This window comes from Streptomyces sp. R-74717, from assembly GCF_047305335.1.
Classification (GTDB): Bacteria; Actinomycetota; Actinomycetes; order Streptomycetales; family Streptomycetaceae; genus Streptomyces; species Streptomyces atratus.
The window spans coordinates 2,513,536-2,528,792 of sequence record NZ_CP102361.1 but is presented as its reverse complement, the minus strand read 5'-3'; the positions used below and the strand labels follow the sequence as shown (position 1 = coordinate 2,528,792).

The 15,257-nt window shown below is 70.5% G+C and carries 13 protein-coding genes; 5 read left to right on the top strand and 8 right to left on the bottom strand.

Features of this window, described 5'->3' with window-relative positions:
• Positions 1-158: 158 nt before the first annotated feature.
• Positions 159-1,598 carry an amino acid permease gene (locus tag NRF20_RS11395; RefSeq protein ID WP_398629764.1) on the top strand — a complete coding sequence of 480 codons (1,440 nt, stop codon included), beginning with the start codon at positions 159-161 and terminating at the stop codon, positions 1,596-1,598.
• Positions 1,599-1,630: 32 nt separating this feature from the next.
• Here NRF20_RS11395 and NRF20_RS11390 read toward each other — a convergent pair whose 3' ends face one another.
• Positions 1,631-2,062, bottom strand: coding sequence for an ATP-binding protein (locus NRF20_RS11390; RefSeq protein ID WP_398629765.1), 432 nt, complete (start codon positions 2,060-2,062; stop codon positions 1,631-1,633).
• A gap of 227 nt (positions 2,063-2,289) precedes the next feature.
• Here NRF20_RS11390 and NRF20_RS11385 point away from each other — a divergent pair, with 227 nt between their 5' ends.
• Together NRF20_RS11385 and NRF20_RS11380 are read left to right on the top strand one after the other, a co-directional pair.
• Entirely contained in the window at positions 2,290-3,117 is an 828-nt protein-coding gene (locus NRF20_RS11385; RefSeq protein WP_114247191.1) for an enoyl-CoA hydratase family protein, read from the top strand.
• A 4-nt stretch (positions 3,118-3,121) separates the two neighbouring features.
• Entirely contained in the window at positions 3,122-5,464 is a 2,343-nt protein-coding gene (locus tag NRF20_RS11380; RefSeq protein ID WP_413752517.1) for a bifunctional salicylyl-CoA 5-hydroxylase/oxidoreductase, read from the top strand.
• Here NRF20_RS11380 and NRF20_RS11375 read toward each other — a convergent pair.
• Both NRF20_RS11375 and NRF20_RS11370 read right to left on the bottom strand, forming a co-directional pair.
• Entirely contained in the window at positions 5,451-6,287 is an 837-nt protein-coding gene (locus NRF20_RS11375) for a GNAT family N-acetyltransferase (RefSeq protein WP_398629767.1), read from the bottom strand. The two genes, NRF20_RS11380 and NRF20_RS11375, sit on opposite strands and share 14 nt — an antisense overlap.
• Before the next feature lie 48 nt (positions 6,288-6,335).
• Positions 6,336-7,937 carry an AMP-binding protein gene (locus NRF20_RS11370; RefSeq protein WP_413752516.1) on the bottom strand — a complete coding sequence of 534 codons (1,602 nt, stop codon included), beginning with the start codon at positions 7,935-7,937 and terminating at the stop codon, positions 6,336-6,338.
• Positions 7,938-8,041: 104 nt separating this feature from the next.
• On the opposite strand from NRF20_RS11370, the gene NRF20_RS11365 reads away from it, so the two are divergent.
• Positions 8,042-9,169 carry an acyl-CoA dehydrogenase family protein gene (locus NRF20_RS11365; protein ID WP_266356945.1) on the top strand — a complete coding sequence of 376 codons (1,128 nt, stop codon included), beginning with the start codon at positions 8,042-8,044 and terminating at the stop codon, positions 9,167-9,169.
• Entirely contained in the window at positions 9,166-9,567 is a 402-nt protein-coding gene (locus NRF20_RS11360) for a RidA family protein (protein WP_398629770.1), read from the top strand. Before NRF20_RS11365 ends, NRF20_RS11360 begins: the two co-directional genes overlap by 4 nt.
• Positions 9,568-9,625: 58 nt before the next feature.
• Here the strand turns inward: NRF20_RS11360 and NRF20_RS11355 are convergent, their stop codons facing one another.
• The 5 genes from NRF20_RS11355 to NRF20_RS11335 form a co-directional block, all read right to left on the bottom strand.
• On the bottom strand, positions 9,626-10,759 hold the full coding sequence (locus NRF20_RS11355) for an FAD-dependent monooxygenase (RefSeq protein ID WP_398629771.1): 1,134 nt from the start codon (positions 10,757-10,759) through the stop codon (positions 9,626-9,628).
• A gap of 189 nt (positions 10,760-10,948) precedes the next feature.
• Positions 10,949-11,518 carry a GTP-binding protein gene (locus tag NRF20_RS11350; protein ID WP_266356940.1) on the bottom strand — a complete coding sequence of 190 codons (570 nt, stop codon included), beginning with the start codon at positions 11,516-11,518 and terminating at the stop codon, positions 10,949-10,951.
• 6 nt (positions 11,519-11,524) lie between these two features.
• Positions 11,525-11,926 carry a DUF742 domain-containing protein gene (locus tag NRF20_RS11345; protein ID WP_398629773.1) on the bottom strand — a complete coding sequence of 134 codons (402 nt, stop codon included), beginning with the start codon at positions 11,924-11,926 and terminating at the stop codon, positions 11,525-11,527.
• On the bottom strand, positions 11,923-12,360 hold the full coding sequence (locus NRF20_RS11340; RefSeq protein WP_398629774.1) for a roadblock/LC7 domain-containing protein: 438 nt from the start codon (positions 12,358-12,360) through the stop codon (positions 11,923-11,925). Before NRF20_RS11340 ends, NRF20_RS11345 begins: the two co-directional genes overlap by 4 nt.
• Positions 12,357-15,242 carry a nitrate- and nitrite sensing domain-containing protein gene (locus NRF20_RS11335; protein ID WP_413752515.1) on the bottom strand — a complete coding sequence of 962 codons (2,886 nt, stop codon included), beginning with the start codon at positions 15,240-15,242 and terminating at the stop codon, positions 12,357-12,359. Before NRF20_RS11335 ends, NRF20_RS11340 begins: the two co-directional genes overlap by 4 nt.
• Between the last annotated feature and the right edge of the window lie 15 nt (positions 15,243-15,257).

The following is a 15,257-nucleotide window of genomic DNA, read 5'->3' as shown; positions in this document are numbered from 1 at the left end:
AACATGCGTGAAGGCGACTAATATGTTGTCTCTTGGTGGGGTTCGAGCTCGCACGCTCGAACCCCATTTTCGTGTGTGTCACCAGAGCCCGGAGCTCCCCCACAGGGCCCCGGGTGCACACCCCCCCCACATGCTCCACCAGAGAAGAGACCATCCCCGTGAGTCCGCTGCGCCCACCGAGCTCCCTGCGCCCCTCCGGGCCACGCATCAAGAGCCCCCACCAGCTGATCGCCGAGTCCGGCGCCGACCTGGAGGGGCACGGTCTCAAGCGCACCATGGGACTCTTCCAGCTGGTGTGCTTCGGTGTCGGCGCCGTCGTCGGCACCGGCATCTTCGTCGGCCTCTCCGACAGCGTCGCCGAGGCGGGCCCCGCGGTCGTGCTGTCCTTCGTGCTCGCCGCGATCACCTGCATCTTCACCGCGTTCTCCTTCGCCGAGCTGGGCAGCGCGATCCCGGTGTCCGGCAGCTCGTACTCCTTCGCCTACGCGACCCTCGGCGAACGCATCGCGTTCCTCGTCGGCTGGTGTCTGCTGCTGGAGTACGGAGTCTCGGTCTCCGCGGTCGCCGTCGGCTGGAGCCAGTACGTCAATGAGCTGCTGAACAGCTTGTTCGGCTGGCAGCTGCCTGCGGCCCTCTCGGCGGGGCCCGGCGACGGCGGAGTGATCAATCTGCCCGCGGTCCTGGTGGTCATGATGGCCGCCACCCTGCTGGTGCGCGGCGTCCGGGAGAGTGCGGGGGCCACCACCGCGATGGCGGTCCTCAAGATCGCCGTTCTGATCATGTTCTGCGTCATCGCCTTCACGGCCTTCGAGCACGGGAATCTCACGCCGTTCGTCGCCCACGGGGCGGGCGGGGTCACCGCCGGTGCGTCGCTGGCCTTCTTCTCGTACATCGGCTTCGACGCCATCACCACCGCGGGCGAAGAGGTCAAGAACCCGCGGCGGAACATCCCGATCGCGATCATGGTCTGCATCGGCCTGGTCACGCTGCTCTACTGCGCCGTCGCGCTCGCGGCCATCGGTGCCCTCGGCCCGCAGGCCGTCGCCGACAAGCCGGCCGCGCTCTCGATCGTCGTCGACCAGGTCACCGACTCGACCGTCGGCGGTGGAATCATCGCTTTCGGAGCGGTCGTCGCGATCGCATCCGTCGTGCTCGCGGTGATGTACGGGCAGACCCGCATCCTGATGTCGATGTCCCGCGACGGTCTGATCCCGCGGGTCTTCGAGCGGGTCTCGGCGCGGACGGCGACGCCGGTTGCGAACACCTGGATCGTGGCGGTCGTCTTCGCGGTCCCGGCGGCCTTCTCGTCGCTCGACGTGGTGGTGAATCTGACGACCATCGGCACGCTGGGCACCATGGTCGCGGTGAACATCGCGGTGATCGTGCTGCGCCGTCGAAACCCGGAGGTGACGGGCTCGTTCCGGGTGCCGCTCTACCCGGTGAGCCCGCTCCTGGGCGTCGTCTTCTGCCTCTATCTGATGTACGGGACGGGCTGGGCGACCTGGGTGCAGTTCGCCGTCTTCCTGATCGTCGGTGCGGCGGTGTACGCCTTTTACGGCCGCAGTCGTTCCAGGCTGGCCGCGGCCGACGCGGGTTGATGAGCGCGACCGGTCGGCTCCGAGATGTCCGATCAGCTCCGAGGTGTACGGGACGGCAGGGTGAACCACACCGCCTTGCCCTGCTCCGTCGTGCGGTGACCGCAGGACGAGCTGAGTGTACGGATCAGCAGCAGACCCCGGCCGTGTTCCTGCCAGGGGTCCGCCGCACTGCCGGGCTCCGGATGGGAGAGATCGCCCGGCGGGGCCGGGTCGCGGTCGTGCACCTCCACCTGGCAGCCGGTCGGCAGGAGCTCCACCACCAGCTCGATGGGTTCGTCGCTGCGGGTGTGCTCCACGGCGTTGGCGACCAGTTCGGCGGTGAGGAGCTCGGCGGTATCGGAATCGGCCGGTGCTTCGATGTCCGCCAGTGCCGTACGGATCAGGGCGCGAGCGACCGGTACGGCCACCGTCGAATGCGGCAGGGCAATCCGCCAGGAGGCGGGGAGAGGGGCATCGGAGGGCACAGCACGGTTTCCGTTCCGGAGTTCATGAACTTTCTGGAGGTCGAGACTTCTCGGTTTCAACCTTACGAAGTGCAACGACACGGGCAAGGGGCCGCCGACCGGCACAAAGGGGACGTTCGGCACTGAGTTCTCACGCTCCACCTATTGCGTGCTCGTGACGGGAGTCACGTACGAGTGATAAGTTCGTTCGCAGGTAGCAGCCCGACGGCTGAAGGGGAGCCCCCTCGATGAGCCCGTTTCCCAGCTCCGCCCCCCGTACGGATGACTGGCGCCATCTGCGGCTGACGACGGACGACGGAGTCGCCACCGTCACCCTCGCCCGCCCCGAGAAACTCAACGCTCTCACCTTCGGTGCCTACGCCGACCTGCGCGACCTGCTTGCCGAACTGTCCCGCGAACGCACTGTGCGCGCTCTGGTGCTCGCGGGGGAGGGCCGCGGTTTCTGCTCAGGCGGAGATGTCGACGACATCATCGGCGCGACACTCGCCATGGACACCGCCCAGCTCCTCGATTTCAACCGCATGACCGGACAGGTGGTGCGGGCCCTACGTGAAACCCCCTTCCCCGTCATCGCCGCCGTACACGGCGTGGCCGCAGGTGCCGGTGCGGTTCTTGCGCTCGCCGCCGACTTCCGGATCGCCGATCCGTCCGCCCGCTTCGCCTTCCTCTTCACCAAGGTCGGTCTCTCCGGCGGCGACATGGGCGCCGCCTATCTGCTTCCGCGCGTCGTCGGCCTCGGCCATGCCACCCGGCTGCTGATGCTCGGCGAACCGGTCCGCGCACCCGAAGCGGAACGGATCGGACTGATCAGCGAGCTGACCGAAGAGGGCCAGGCGGATGTGCGCGCGGCAGCGCTCGCCCGCCGCCTCGCCGACGGACCGGCCCTCGCCCTCGCCCAGACCAAGGCGCTGCTCACCGCCGAACTCGACATGCCGCTCGCCGCCGCGGTCGAGATGGACGCCGCGACCCAGGCCCTGCTGATGCACGGCGACGACTACGCCGAATTCCACGCAGCCTTCACCGAGAAGCGGCCACCGAAGTGGCAAGGCCGGTAGCACGATGCCGCCCGACACGAGTGCGACCGGAACCGGGCCGTCCGCCGGGACGGCGCCCGGCGCGAATCGGACCGGCGTGAAGCGCATCGCGGTCATCGGCGGCGGCCCCGGCGGACTCTACGCCGCGGCCCTGCTCAAGCGGCTCGACCCGGAACGCGACATCACCGTCTGGGAGCGCAACGCCCCCGACGACACGTTCGGCTTCGGCGTCGTCCTCTCCGACGAGACGCTCGGCGGCATCGAGCACGCCGACCCCGTCGTCCACCGGGCACTCCAGGACGAGTTCGTACGGTGGGACGACATCGACATTGTCCACCGCGGCGTGACGCAGACCTCCGGCGGCCACGGCTTCGCGGCGCTGGGCCGGCGCAGACTCCTGGAGATCCTGCATGAACGCTGCGACTGGCTCGGCGTACGGCTCCGCTTCCGCACCGAGGCACCGCCGGCCGCCGAGCTGGCCGCCGCATACGACCTGGTGATCGCCGCCGACGGTGTACACAGCCTCACCCGCGCCGCTCACGCCGAAACCTTCGGCCCCCGCCTCACCACCCACCGCTGCCGCTACATCTGGCTTGCCGCCGACTTCGCCCTCGACGCCTTCCGCTTCGAGATCGCCGAGACCGCGTACGGGGTGATGCAGTTCCACGGCTACCCCTTCTCGGCCGACGCCTCCACCGTCATCGTCGAGATGCGCGAGGAGGTCTGGCGCGCCGCCGGATTCGACACCTGCGACGTGGAGCACTCGACCGTACGCTGCGCCAAGATCTTCAGCGAGGCGCTCAGCGGCCGGCCGCTGCGCTCCAACAACTCCTCCTGGCTCACCTTCCGTACCGTCGTCAACGCCCGCTGGTCGCACGGCAACACGGTCCTCATCGGCGACGCCGCCCACACCGCGCACTTCTCCATCGGCTCCGGGACCAAACTCGCCGTCGAGGACGCCCTCGCGCTCGCCGCCTGCATCGAGGAACAGCCCGACCTGCCGGGCGCACTGGCCGCGTACGAGACCGAACGCCGGCCGGTCGTCGAATCGACCCAGCGGGCCGCCGCGGCCAGCCTGCGCTGGTTCGAGGAGCTCGGTACCTACGTCGATCAGCCGCCCCGCCAGTTCGCCTTCAACCTCCTCACCCGAAGCCGCCGCGTCACCCACGACAATCTGCGGCTGCGCGACGCCTCCTTCACCGCCGCCGTCGAGGAGGAGTTCGGCTGCGCCCCGGGCACCCCGCCGATGTTCACCCCGCTGCGGCTGCGCGGCCTCGAACTCCGCAACCGCGTCGTCGTCTCACCCATGGACATGTACTCGGCCGTCGACGGCGTCCCCGGCGACTTCCACCTCGTCCACCTGGGCGCACGTGCACTCGGTGGCGCCGGGCTCGTCATGACGGAGATGGTGTGCGTCAGCGCCGAGGGCCGCATCACCCCCGGCTGCACCGGCCTCTACACTCCCGAACAGGCTGCCGCCTGGACCCGGATCACCGACTTCGTCCATGCGAGCGCACCCGGTACGGCCATCGGCGTCCAGCTCGGCCACTCCGGGCGCAAGGGCTCCACCAAACTGATGTGGGAGGGCATCGACCAGCCCCTCGACCACGGCAACTGGCCGCTCACCGCCGCCTCCCCGATCCCGTACGCCGACGGCGTCAACCAGGTTCCGCACGCCCTGGACCGGGCCGGCCTCGACGCCGTACGCGAACAGTTCGCTGCGGCGGCCCGGCGCGCCGACCTCTGCGGCTTCGACCTGCTCGAACTCCACTGCGCCCACGGCTACTTGCTCTCCGGCTTCCTCTCGCCGCTCACCAACCACCGCACCGACCACTACGGCGGATCGCTGCAGGGCCGGCTCCGCTTCCCCCTCGAAGTCTTCGACGCGATGCGCGCCGACTGGCCCGACGACCGGCCCATGACCGTCCGTATCTCCGCCACGGACTGGGCCGAGGGCGGCACGACGGCCGAGGACGCCGTAGAGATCGCCCGCGCCTTCGTCGCCCACGGGGCCGATGCCATCGACGTCTCCACCGGTCAGGTCGTCCCCGACGAGCGCCCCGAGTACGGCCGCTCCTACCAGACCCCGTACGCCGACCGGATCCGCAACACGCTGTGCGTGCCCGTCATCGCGGTCGGTGCGATCTCCTCCTGGGACGACGTGAATTCACTGCTGCTCGCGGGCCGGGCCGACCTGTGTGCCCTGGCCCGTCCGCATCTCTACGACCCGCACTGGACGCTGCACGCAGCGGCCGACCAGGGCTACAGCGGACCGGGCGCGCCCTGGCCGCTCCCGTACCGCGCGGGCAGCCGCACCCCGCCGACGGGCCGCACGGACGCACCGAAGCCGCGGCTCACTCTGGGGTGACGGGCCCCTCCGCCGCGCTGATCAGCAGCCGGTCCGAGACCGCCCGGTAACCGATGCGCTGATACACGCCGTTGCTGGTCGGGTTCGCGAGGTCGGTGAAGAGCAGCACCTCCTGCGCGCCCGACTCCCGTGCCGCCCGGCTGGTCTCCGCCGTCACCGCGGCCGCGTACCCCTGGCCGCGGTACTCGGGAGGTGTGTAGACCGGCGCGATCCGCACCATGCCCGCGATCCGCGGGGAGACGCCCGCCATCGACACCGGGACGCCGTCGGCCTCCCAGAGGGTCAGCCTGCCGGACGCCGTCCGGTCGTCCACCTGCCGTTCGGCATGGGTGGCGGGCCGGCCGACCTCATCGGCGAACGCGAGGAACCAGCGCACCAGTAGTTCCCGGTCGGTGGCGGTGGCGGTCCTGGGCCGGCCCGAGGGGGCGGGGGAGGGCGGGATCAGCGTCTTCAACCGGTAGAGCCGCTGCTCCTGGACGACCCGGTGGCCGGGCCAGGTGGCGGCCAGCGCCTCGGCGATGGCCCGGTCCGCGTTGACCGCGGTCAGGGGGAGCGAGGCGGCCAGCGGAGCGACCGCCTCCGGGGTGACGGCTGTCAGTACCGGCGGATACGGCGGGGTCTGCACCAGCGTCCCCGCGACCTCGCCGTCCGCCCCGCGCCACCAGCCCAGCAGCGGGGCGGCGTCCCCGTAGGCGTGCGGGCCGCTGCGGCGCAGGGTCGCGGTGACGGTCAGAACCAGGGTGTTCTCGGCGGGCCGGGCGGCCAGCGAGGCGCCGGTCGCATCGAGAAAGACGTTGACGTCATCGGTGAAGGTCCAGGTCATGCCTCATCCTGCCGGGTGTGCGTGGAGCGCGGCACCCGCATTTCCGGGTCAGTCGTTCCGCAGCCGGAAACGCTGCAGTTTCCCGGTGGCGGTCCGGGGGAGGGTGGGCAGGAACTCGATGACGCGCGGGCATTTGTGCGGGGCCAGCTCGCTCTTCATGTACGTGCGCAGCTCGTCGGCGTCCAGTTCCGCGCCCTCGCGCAGCACCACGTACGCCACCACGATCTGTCCGCGCAGCTCGTCCGCACGTCCCACCACCGCGGCCTCGGCCACCGCGGGGTGGTGCAGCAGGGCGTCCTCGACCTCGGGGCCCGCGATGTTGTACCCGGAGGAAATGATCATGTCGTCGGCGCGGGCGACGTAACGGAAGTAGCCGTCCGGCTCGCGCACGTAGGTGTCGCCGGTGAGATTCCAGCCGTGCGCCACATAGTCGCGCTGGCGCTCGTCGGCGAGATAGCGGCAGCCGACCGGACCTCGGACGGCGAGGAGTCCGGGCTCCCCGTCCGGCACCTGCCTGCCCTCGCGGTCCAGTACCCGGGCCTGCCAGCCGGGCACGGGAACTCCGGTGGTGCCGGGGCGGACCGCATCGTCGGCGGCGGAGATGAAGATGTGCAGCAGTTCGGTGGCGCCGATGCCGTTGATGATGCGCAGACCCGTCCGCTCGTACCAGGATCGCCAGGTGGCGATTGGGAGGTTCTCGCCGGCCGAGACACAGCGCCTCAGCGCGCTCAGATCGTGGTCGTCGATGTGGTCGAGCATCACGCGGTAGGCGGTCGGCGCGGTGAACAGCACCGAGACACGGTGGGCCGCGAGCGCGGGCAGCAGCTGCGTCGGGCCGGACTGTTCGAGCAGCAGGGCACTGGCACCGGCCCGCAGCGGGAAGACCACCAGACCGCCGAGCCCGAAGGTGAAGCCGAGCGGCGGACTGCCCGCGAACACATCGTCGGACGTGGGGCGCAGGACATGGCGCGAGAACGTGTCGGCGATGGCGAGCACATCCCGGTGGAAGTGCATACAGCCCTTGGGGCGCCCGGTGGTGCCCGAGGTGAACGCGATCAGTGCGACATCGTCCGCCGCCGTGTCCACCGGACGGTACGGCCCCGTCCTGGCCTCGGCCAGGTGCAGCAGATCGTCCGGGGCGTCACCTCCGTACGCCGTGATCCGCAGCCCCGGCACCTGGGCCTTCACCAGGTCGTCGACCGTCCGGATGTCGCACAGTGCGTGGCTCACCCGGGCGATCGAGCAGATGGTGGCGAGCTCGGCGGACCGCTGCTGGGCCAGCACCGTGACGGCGATCGCGCCCGCCTTCAGCACCGCGAGCCAGCAGGCGGCCAGATGGGGTGTGGTGGGGCCGCGCAGCAGGACGCGGTTGCCGGGTACGACCCCCAGATCGGAGGTGAGGACATGGGCGATCCGGTCCACGTGGTCCCGCAGCTCCCCGTAGCTCCAGACTCCGCCGTCAGGGGTACGGAAGGCGGGGCGCCCGGGGCCGAAGCGGTCGACCGTACGGTCCAGCAGTTCGGCCGCGCAGTTGAGGCGGGCCGGATACTGCAGTTCGGGAAGGTCGAAGAGCAGTTCCGGCCACTGGTCCGCGGGTGGCAGGTGCTCCCTGGCGAAGGTGTCGAGGTGCGCTGAGGTCTTCGGGTCCATGACGGATCGCCCCCTTGTCGCCTCTGGAGCGTATCGTTTGGGTGACGGTAGTCAACGGTCCGCGATAAGAACAGAAGACGAGACGCGACAAGAGAGGCGCCGGTATGACGGCATTCTCGCTCGATCCGGCACAAATCGCCTGGTGTGAAGAGCTAAGAGTCCTTGCCGAGCAGCAACTGCGCCCCCTCGCCGAAAAAGGCGAACCGGGCCATGTCAACCGCCCCCTGATCGCCGCACTCGGTGAGTCCGGCCTCCTCGACCGGCTGCTGAATTCCGGCGCCCTCGACCTCTGCCTGCTCCGCGAGTCCCTGGCCCGCGGCTGCACGGAGGCCGAAACCGCACTGGCCCTCCAGGGCCTCGGCACCCACCCCGTGGTCCAGGCAGGCACTCCGGCCCACCGCGAACGCTGGCTCCCCGAGGTGCGCGCCGGCCGCGCCGTCGCCGCCTTCGCGCTCAGCGAACCGGGCGCGGGCTCCGACGCGGCGGCCCTGGCCCTGAACGCCGAACACGCCCCCGACGGCTGGCGGCTGACCGGCGAGAAGTGCTGGATCTCCAATGCACCCGAGGCCGACTTCTACACCGTCTTCGCCCGTACGACCCAGGGCGCCGGATCTCGTGGCGTCACCGCGTTCCTGGTCCCCGCCGACCGACCCGGACTGACCGGCACCGCACTCGACATGCTCTCGCCGCACCCCATCGGGGCCCTGGTCCTCGACGGCGTCCCGGTCACCCCCGACGATGTGCTCGGCGAACCGGACCGCGGTTTCCGGGTCGCCATGAACACCCTCAACCTGTTCCGCCCCAGCGTCGGCGCCTTCGCCGTCGGCATGGCCCGCGCCGCCCTCGATGCCACGGTCGCGTACACCGCCGAACGCACCGCGTTCGGCGGTCCGCTGAAGGACCTCCAGGCCGTCTCCCACCAGGTCGCCGAGATGGCCACCCGCACCGAGGCCGCCCGGCTCCTGGTGTACGCGGCCGCCGCCGCGTACGACGCGGGGGAAGCCGGAGTACCGCGCCGCGCGGCCATGGCGAAGCTGTACGCCACCGAGACCGCGCAGTTCGTCGTCGACACCGCCGTCCAACTGCACGGCGCCCGCGCCCTGCGCCGCGGCCATCTTCTCGAACACCTCTACCGGGAGGTCCGCGCCCCACGGATCTACGAGGGCGCCAGCGAGGTCCAGCGCACGATCATCGCCAAGGAGCTGTACGCGAACCGGGAGGCGTCCGCATGAGTCCGGTCCACCGGATCAACCCCGCCGAACTCTCGCCGCCCGCGGGCTTCTCGCACGCCGTCACCGCCACCGGCGGCCAACTGGTCTTCCTGGCCGGGCAGACCGCCCTCGACCAGGACGGCAAGGTCATCGGCACCGCCCTGCCCGAGCAGTTCGCGACGGCGCTCACCAATCTGCTGACCGCCCTGCGCGCGGCGGGCGGAGCCCCGGCGGACCTGGCCCGGGTCACCGTGTACGCCACCGACGTGGCCGACTACCGGGCCCATGCCGGGGAACTGGGCCGTATCTGGCGGCAATTGGCGGGCCGCGACTATCCGGCGATGGCGGTCATCGGCGTGGCGAGACTCTGGGACGAGCAGGCCCTCGTCGAGATCGACGGGGTGGCGGTACTGCCGTGAACGCGCCGGACGGGACTGGCATGCCGAGCCCGTCCGGCAACGCGCGGATCCGCGCGGATCAGTACGGCTTCACCAGCACATGCGCCGCGCCCGGAATGCCGATCTTCAGCAGTTCGTCCTCCTCGGGCGTGGTCTCGTTGCCGGTCTCCTGCTTGAGCACCGCACGCGACATGGCCTGCACCCACATGGCCCGGGGGCGGCGGCGCGCCTCCCACGCTTCGAGGGCCGCTGCCACATCGGCCTCGGTGTCCAGCGACTCGGCGAGCACCAGCGCGTCCTCGACGGCCATCGCCGCACCCTGGGCGATGTGCGGGGTGGAGGCGTGCGCGGCGTCACCGGCCAGCACCACCCGGCCGACGTGCCACGGCTCCTCGACGGTCACCTGGGAGATCCGCGAGTACACCACCGCGGCCGGGTCGGTGACGGTGGCGAGCGCCTCGGCGACCGGTCCGGAGAACATCGCCAGCCGCTCCGTGAGCTCCTCATGGGCCCGCTCCGGGTCCGGCCGGAAGTCCTCGGACTCCGCGAACACCGCACCCAGGTACATCAGTTCATCGGTGATCGGGGTGAGGAGCGCCTTGGCCTCCTTGCCCGCGGTGCCCATCACCACGCCCCGCACCTGAGGCTGCCGGGGCACTGTCACCCGCCAGTTGGCGAAGCCGGTGTACTCGGGGGCGTAACGGTCCCCGTACAGGCGGGTGCGCAGCGGCGAACCGATGCCGTCGAAGCCGGCCACCAGGTCCCAGCGGCCGGTGCAGCCGTCGGAGAGGGCGACGTCCACGCCGGATCCGTCGTCGGTCAGCTCGGTGATGGTGGTGCCGAAGCGGATCGTGGCCCCGGCGGCGACGGCGGCGGCGTTCAGTACCTGGGCCAGGGCGGGGCGCGGGATGCCGTTGTTGGAGGGGGCGTCGCCCATCCGCGGCTGCGGGATCTCCGCGAGCGTGTTGCCCGCCGGGTCGGCGATGGTCAGGATCTCCCACTCGAAGCCCGCCCTGAGGCAGTCGTCGAGAACCCCGATCTCCCGCATCACATGGAGGGCGTTGGACGGCTGGATGATGCCGACGCCGAGTGCGTCCAGCTCGTCGCGGAGCTCGGCGATCTCGACGGTGTGGCCGCGCCGGGCCAGCGCGGTGGCGAGGGTGAGCCCGCCGATGCCGCCGCCGTGAATCAGGACGCGCAGGGGTGATGCCATCTCAGATCTCTCCAGAGTGGGAAAAGTAGGACCGACCGGAAAATGGGGGGTGGGGGAAGGAGCGGGGCTGGGTGCATGCAGTTGCAACGCGGAGCGTTGTCGACCGCCGACAACGCTCCGCAGATGTGCGTGCCCAGCCCCGCGACGCCGCCCCCTATTTGCCGGTCGGTCCGAGAGGGAACCGAACGGTCAGCCGGCCGCGACGGGCAGGCTCATCAGGTGGTCCACCAGGGCCAGCAGCACGTCCCGGCCGAACGGCCGCTCACGTACATCGCCGATCAGCAGCGGAACATGCGGATCGAGGTCGAGAGCTGTCCTGATCTCGTCCGGCGTACGGGTGTTGTGGCCGTGGAAGCAGTTGATCGCGACCACGAACGGGATGTCCCGGCTCTCGAAGAAGTCGATCGAGGCGAAACTCGTCTCCAGCCTGCGGGTGTCGGCGATCACGACACCGCCGAGCGCCCCGTTGACCAGGTCGTTCCACATGAACCAGAAGCGTTCCTGGCCGGGGGTGCCGAAGAGGTAGACCACCAGCTCGGAACTGACCGTGATCCGCCCGAAGTCCAGGGCCACGGTGGTGGTGTCCTTGTCGCCGACACCGGCCAGGTCGTCGACACCGATGCTGGCCTTGGTCAGGTACTCCTCGGTGCGCAGCGGGGCGACCTCGCTGACCGCGCCCACCATGGTGGTCTTGCCGACGCCGAAACCTCCGGCGATGAGGATCTTGACGGCGGCGGAAGCCGCCTGACTGCTTGTCATCTTGGTTCAGAGTCTCCGGAGTCCGTCACGAACGGTGGCCAGCAGGCCCATGTCGACCCCGCCGGCCACACGCGCCACCGAGAGCGGGGCACGGGCCAGCAGCAGGCCCGGGGCGACGAGGTCGGCCAGCAGGATCTTGGTCACCGACACCGGGAGGCCGAGGTCGCACGAGACCTCGGCGACCGCGGACGGGCGGCGGCAGCGCTCCAGGATCAGCCGGTGCTCAGGCTGGAGCTTCCCCGGCAGGATCGGCGCACCGTGCTCGTCCCGTGGGTCCTGCGCGGTCGTGAGCACGGTGATGAGGGTGAAGTCGTCCCGCTCGGGAGCGGTCCGGCCGCGGGTGATGGTGTACGGGCGCACCATCGTGCCCGCCCCGTCCTCCTCTTCCTCCTCCCAGTACGGGGTCACGCGCGCTGTCCGTCTCCGGTGCTGAAGGCGTCGAACTCACCGCGGGCCGGGGTGCCGAGCTTCTGGCCGACCTGCTGCACGAGGTTGTGCATGGCGAGCGACATGATCTCGGCATCCACCTCCTGGGAGGCGATCACGGCCAGGTGGGTGCCCTGGGCGGCCGCGATGATGAAGAGCCAGAGGTCGTTCAGCTCGACGATGACCTGGTGCACGCTGCCGCCGTCGAAGAGCTGGCCGACGCCGCGGGCCAGGCTCTGCTGGCCGGTGCAGATGGCGGCCAGCCGCTCGGCGTCTGCACGCTCGATGGTGCGCGAATGACTCACCACCAGACCGTCGTCGGAGAGCAGGACGGCGTTCCGGGTCTCGGCCACCGAGTCCACCAGGCCGTCGAGCAGCCAGTCGAGATCCTGATGGGTTGCAGTTGTGCGTGTCATGACCGTTCTTCTCTCGTGGGGAGGGGGGTGGCGGACTGTGTCGGCGGCTCGTCGGTCGCGCGGGCTGCGCGGGACCGACGCTGGAACGCCCCGATCGCGGCTCCGGCCCGTTGCGGGGCTGGTCGCAGCAGCGGGTTCTCGTACCGGCTCGCCGGCTTGGGCTCGGCGGACCGGGCGGCCGGGTCGCTCCGCAGTTCGTCTGCCAGGTTGGCCTGCCGTACCCGGCGCGGCAGCGGGGGTTCCGTGCCGGGCGCGGGGAGGGCGGGCCGGTCGGACCGGTTCTCCGTGCGGACGGCCTCCGGCTCCGGCGGGGCCGAGTGATCGGGTACGGACACCGGCAGCTGCGCGGGGCGGGCGGTGTCCGGTCCGGAGTGCCGGGGCCCGGGGATCGGGAGGCAGGGACGGTCCGCCTCGACGTCGGAGGGGTACGGGGCGGCGTAAGGCTGCTGCGGGGCCGGGTACGGCTCATCGGTCGTCGCGTACGGCGGCTGGTCCACGGGGTACTGGCCGGCGGCCGTCATGTACGGCTGCTCGGGCGGGCCGTACGGGGCCTCGTGCGCGGCGTACGGGCTCGTAGGCGCCCCATAGGGCTCGTCCCACGCCGGAATCGTGTTCTCCGGTGCCGCGTAGGGCTGTTCCTGGCCGCCCGTGAACGCGTCCTCGGACGCCTGGTACCGCTGCTCTTCCTGCTCCGGCGCCGAGTACGGCTGCTCCGGGGCGGAGTAGGGCGCGCCTGCCGTGTTCAGCGCGGTGACTCCGGCCAGTGCCTGACCCTGGATGCGGGTGGGCAGTGCACCGTCGGCGGCGGGGGCGGCGGGGGCCGCGGGGGCGACGGGCGCGGGGGCGGCGGGGGCGGTAGCAGCGGGAGACGGCACACCGACCGGACCGGTCTGCGGTGCGGAGACGGTGAGCTCGTCGGGGACGAGCACGACCACCCGGGTACCGCCGTACGCCGAGGAGCGGAACTCCACCCGCAGGTCGTGCTGGACCGCGAGCCGTGCGATCACGTAGAGACCGAGACGGATGTCGTCGGAGTGGGCGAGCATGTCCATCCGGGGCGGCCGGACCATCAGCTCGTTGGCAGCGGCCAGCTGATCCTCCTCCATCCCGAGGCCACGGTCCTCGACCTCGATGACCAGACCGCGGCTCACCCTGGCGGCCCTGACCTCGACCGGGCTCGGCGGCCGGGAGAAGCTCAGCGCGTTCTCGATGAGCTCGGCCAGCACATGCGAGACCGGGCCGACGGCCCGCTCCGACAGCCAGGGGCTGCCGTCGAGATCCAGCACCACACGCCGGTAGTCCTGCACCTCGCCCTGGGCGGAACGCATCACGTCCAGCAGCGGAACCGGCTTGCGCCAGCGCCGGTGCGGGGAACCGCCCGCGAGAATCACCAGGTTCTCCTCGTACCGCCGCAGTCGGGCGGTGAGGTGGTCGAGGTCGAAGAGGCCGTCCAGCACCTCAGGGTCCTCGTGCTTGCGCTCCAGCTCGTCCAACTTCTTGAGCTGCTGACCGATCAACTGCTGGGTGCGGCGCGCGATGCGCTGGAGCAGCCGCTCGAAGCCGCGGTGCTGGTCGGCCTGTTTGACGGCCGCCGCCAGCGCACTGGTGCGCGCCAGATTGAGCGCGTCGCCGAGCCGGCTCAGCTCGTCGGTCTTGCTGCCCTTGCTGTCGTGCTCGATGGCGCGGGCCTCGGCCTCGACATCGATGCGCTCCCCCTGTCCGAGGCGCTCGACGACATCGGGCAGGGCCTTCTCCAGCTCCTCGGCCCGCTCCTGCAGGCTGCCGATCCGGCGGCGGAGGTTACGTGTGAGGCGCCAGGTGGTCCAGATGACCGCGATCACGGCGATCAGGCTGACCACCGTGGTCAGCACCATCTTGAACAGCAGCGACATCACATTGCTTTCGCCCTCCTCGATCACGAGAGCGGTGGAGTGCTCCAGCAGCTCTTCGATCTGCGGGCCGACCTCGTCCATCGCGCCGCGCCAGGCCTTCTCCTCGGCGTCGATGGCGACGAACCCGTCCGCGTCGGCATCGGCCGGACGCAGCACCTCGTTCTCCACCCGCGTCTTGGTCTTCCAGGCCGGACTGCGGGTGATCTTCTCCCACATGGCCTTCTCGTCCGGCGGCAGGTAGGGGATGACCTTGGTGGAGTACTGGAGCGACTGGCCGGAAACAGCCTCTCGAACCTGCTTCAGATCCTCGGTGCTCAGCTTCCCCTTCGACCAGCCGCGCGCCAGCAGAGCATCCGAACGGGAGATCATCTCCTTGGTCCAGAACAGGTCGGCCAGCGGCTGTGAGAGCGTGGTGATCCTGCCGTTGTCGACATGGCTGAGCGCCGTGAAGAGCTGGAGGTCGACCGCGATCAGGTCCGTGTAGTAGCCGTATACGACCTGCTGCTGGTCGTTGCCGCCCTCGTTGACGAGGGCGCGCTGGGCGGGCAGTTGATTGATCTCCTTGCGGGCCTCGGTGACCGCGTCACGGACCTCGGCGGGGGCGGCGTCGGCCGCCACATCGGAGAGCGACTGGAAACTCTCGATCGCCTTGTCGGTCAGCCTGCGCTGCTTCTGCAGCGCATCGGTGGCGCCCTTGTGCCGGGCGAGCGCCTCGGCGCTGAGCCGACGCTCCTCCTGCAGGTTGTAATACACGATGTTGGAGGGCTGGCCCGCCTTCTGGGCCAACTGCCCCTGGGCTGACTGGCGCTGGAAGTCCAGCAGGGTCTGACCACTGGTGTCGGCCCAGAAGGCGGCCAGTGTGACGCCGGGAACGATAGCCAGTACGAGCAGGGCTGTCCGCAGCGACATGGTGGTCGACTCGGTCCGCCGTGAGGCGCGCGTGCGCAGGGCGTGCTCCTTGATGGTGGTGCCAGCCTCACGACTGGTCAAATCAGTTGAGAACTT